3 protein-coding genes and 1 pseudogene are annotated in these 2633 nt (G+C 65.3%); all 4 read left to right on the top strand.

What is annotated here, in order from left to right:
* Positions 1 to 131, top strand: a pseudogene (locus AC1D0P_RS24300) (16S rRNA (cytosine(1402)-N(4))-methyltransferase RsmH); the annotation flags it as partial.
* 16 nt (positions 132 to 147) lie between these two features.
* Positions 148 to 456: a cell division protein FtsL gene (gene ftsL, locus AC1D0P_RS24295; RefSeq protein WP_477652975.1), complete on the top strand. Its 309-nt coding sequence runs from the start codon at positions 148 to 150 to the stop codon at positions 454 to 456.
* A complete protein-coding gene (locus AC1D0P_RS24290) occupies positions 453 to 2186 on the top strand; it encodes a peptidoglycan D,D-transpeptidase FtsI family protein (RefSeq protein ID WP_477652976.1) in 1734 nt (577 codons plus the stop codon). Before ftsL ends, AC1D0P_RS24290 begins: the two co-directional genes overlap by 4 nt.
* A partial coding sequence (locus AC1D0P_RS24285; protein ID WP_477679078.1) for a Mur ligase domain-containing protein occupies positions 2183 to 2633 on the top strand: 451 nt, incomplete at its 3' end. The genes AC1D0P_RS24290 and AC1D0P_RS24285, both read left to right, overlap by 4 nt.

Genomic DNA, 2633 nt, shown 5'->3' with positions numbered 1-2633 from the left:
TTGCCGAACCCAAGGCCATGCAGCTCAAGGCTCTCGGCCGCACCAAACCCAGCGAAGAGGAAGTCGACGGCAATCCGCGCTCGCGCAGCGCCGTGATGCGCGTTGCCGAACGCACAGAGGTGGCCGCATGAATGCCGGAGCTCAGTCATGGCGCGCTTGAACCTCGTGCTGCTTCTTGCTGTGCTGGCCAGCGCGCTTTACCTCGTGCGCACCCAGTACGAGTCGCGCCGCCTCTATGTCGAGCTTGAGAAGGCGACGGCCGAGGCGCGCAAAATCGAAATGGACAACGAGCGCCTGCAGGTGGAAAAGCGCGCGCAGGCCACGCCCCTGAAGGTCGAGAAGCTGGCCAAGGAAAAGCTGCAGATGCGTACGGTGACGCCCGCCATCACGCAGTACGTGACTCACAAGGACGCCCCGGCCGCACCGGCTTCCGCGGCTGAAGGCGCCAGGCCATGAGCCGCAGCGTTCTTTATTCGTCCAGCCCCCTGCTGGCTAGCAAGACACCTGTCTGGCGCAGCAAATTCATCGTGGCCGGCATCGCGCTGGCCTTTGCGGGGCTGGCCGGCCGGGCGGCCTATATCCAGATTTTCGGCAATGAATTTTTCCAGCGCCAGGGCGAGGTGCGCTTTGCCCGCACGCTTGAGCTGCCCGCCAACCGCGGCCGCATCCTGGACCGCAACGGCCTGATCCTCGCGTCCAGCGTGCCGGCCTCCAGCATCTGGGCCATTCCCGAAGACGTCGAAGCCAGCAAGCCACAACTGGCCGAACTGGCCTTGCTGCTGGAAATGCCGCTGGCCGAGCTCAGCAAGAAACTGGGTGACGAGGACAAGACTTTTGTCTGGCTCAAGCGCCAGGTCGACGAGCCGGTGGCGAAAAGAATCCACGCCATGGGCATCAAGGGTATTTACCAGCGCAAGGAATACAAGCGCCAATACCCCGAAGGCGAAACCGTGGCCCACGTGGTCGGCTTCACCAACGTCGAGGACCGCGGCCAGGAGGGCATTGAGCTGGCCTTCAACAAGGACCTGGCGGGCAAGGCCGGTTCGCGCCGCGTTATCAAGGACCGCCTGGGCCGTGTCGTCGAGGATGTCGGCGAGCAGATGCCGCCCGTCGAAGGCAAGGACATCCAGCTGAGCATAGACAGCAAGGTGCAGTTTTTCGCCTACCAGAAGCTGCGCGACGCGGTCATCGCGCGCAAGGCCAAGGCCGGCAGCGTCGTCGTGCTGGATTCCACCACCGGCGAGGTGCTGGCGCTGGCGAACTATCCCAGCTACGTGCCCGACAGGCGGAAAAACCTGACCGGCGAGCAGTTGCGCAACCGCGCCCTCACCGATACCTTCGAGCCCGGCTCCACGATGAAACCGATCACGGTCGCCATGGCGCTCGAAGCCGGGCGCATCAAGCCGCAGACCATCATTGAAACCGGGCCCGGCCGCTACAGCATCGGCGGCTTTACCATCAGCGACACCCACAACTACGGCACGCTGACGGTGGAAGGCGTGATCCAGAAGTCCAGCAACGTCGGCGCGCTGAAGATCGCGCAAAAGATGAGCGCGCAGGAAATGTGGGACACCTACATGGCGCTGGGCTACGGGCAAAAACCGCAGATACAGTTTCCCGGCGCCGTCACGGGGCGTGTGCGGCCCTGGAAAACCTGGCGCCCCGTCGAGCAGGCGACGATGGCCTATGGCTACGGGCTGTCGGCCTCGCTGTTCCAGATGGCGCACTCCTACACCGCCTTCGCGCACGACGGCCAGATCATTCCCGTCACCATGCTCAAAAGCAGCGAACCTGCCGTGGGCGTCAAGGTTTTTTCCGCGGAGAACGCGCATGCCGTCCGCCGCATGCTGCAGATGGCCGCCGCTCCCGGCGGTACGGGCCCGCTGGCGCAAACCGTGGGCTATTCGGTGGGCGGCAAGTCCGGCACGGCGCACAAGCAGGTCGGAAAAGGGTACGCCACCAACAAATACCGCGCCTGGTTTACGGGCATGGCGCCCATCGAGGCTCCGCGCATCATCGTCGGCGTGATGATCGACGAGCCCGGCGACGGCAACTACTTCGGCGGCGTGGCCGCCGCGCCTGTTTTCAGCGAGGTCGTGCAGCAGACGCTGCGCATGATGGGCGTGCAGCCCGACATGAGCGTCAAACCGCAGATCACCACCCAGGCCGTGGAGGAGTCGTTTTGAGCACGCAGCTCCATACCCCTGAACAAGCGGCCGGCTGGTTGCGCGAACGCGTGAGCGGCAGCCTGCGCACGGATAGCCGCAGGCTGGCCCCGGGCGATGGCTTTATCGCCTGGCCCGGCGCCGCGACCGATGGGCGCAAGTTTGTGGGCGGCGCCCTGGATGCGGGCGCCACGGCCTGCCTGGTCGAACAGGAAGGCGCGGCCGCCTATGCTTTTGAGGACGGCAAAGTCGCCGAATACGCCGGCCTCAAGGCTGCGACCGGCCCCATCGCCGCCGTCTATTTCAAGGAACCGAGCCGGCAATTGCGGATTTCCGCCGTCACCGGCACCAACGGCAAAACCTCGACAGCCTGGTGGCTGGCGCAGGCCCTGGGCCGGCTGGGGCGCAAATGCGGCCTCATCGGCACGCTGGGCATTGGCGAGCCGGGCGCCATGGTCTCTAACGGCC

It is taken from the genome of Polaromonas sp. P1_G2, from assembly GCF_056405515.1.
This window is presented reverse-complemented; position numbering and strand designations above follow the sequence as displayed.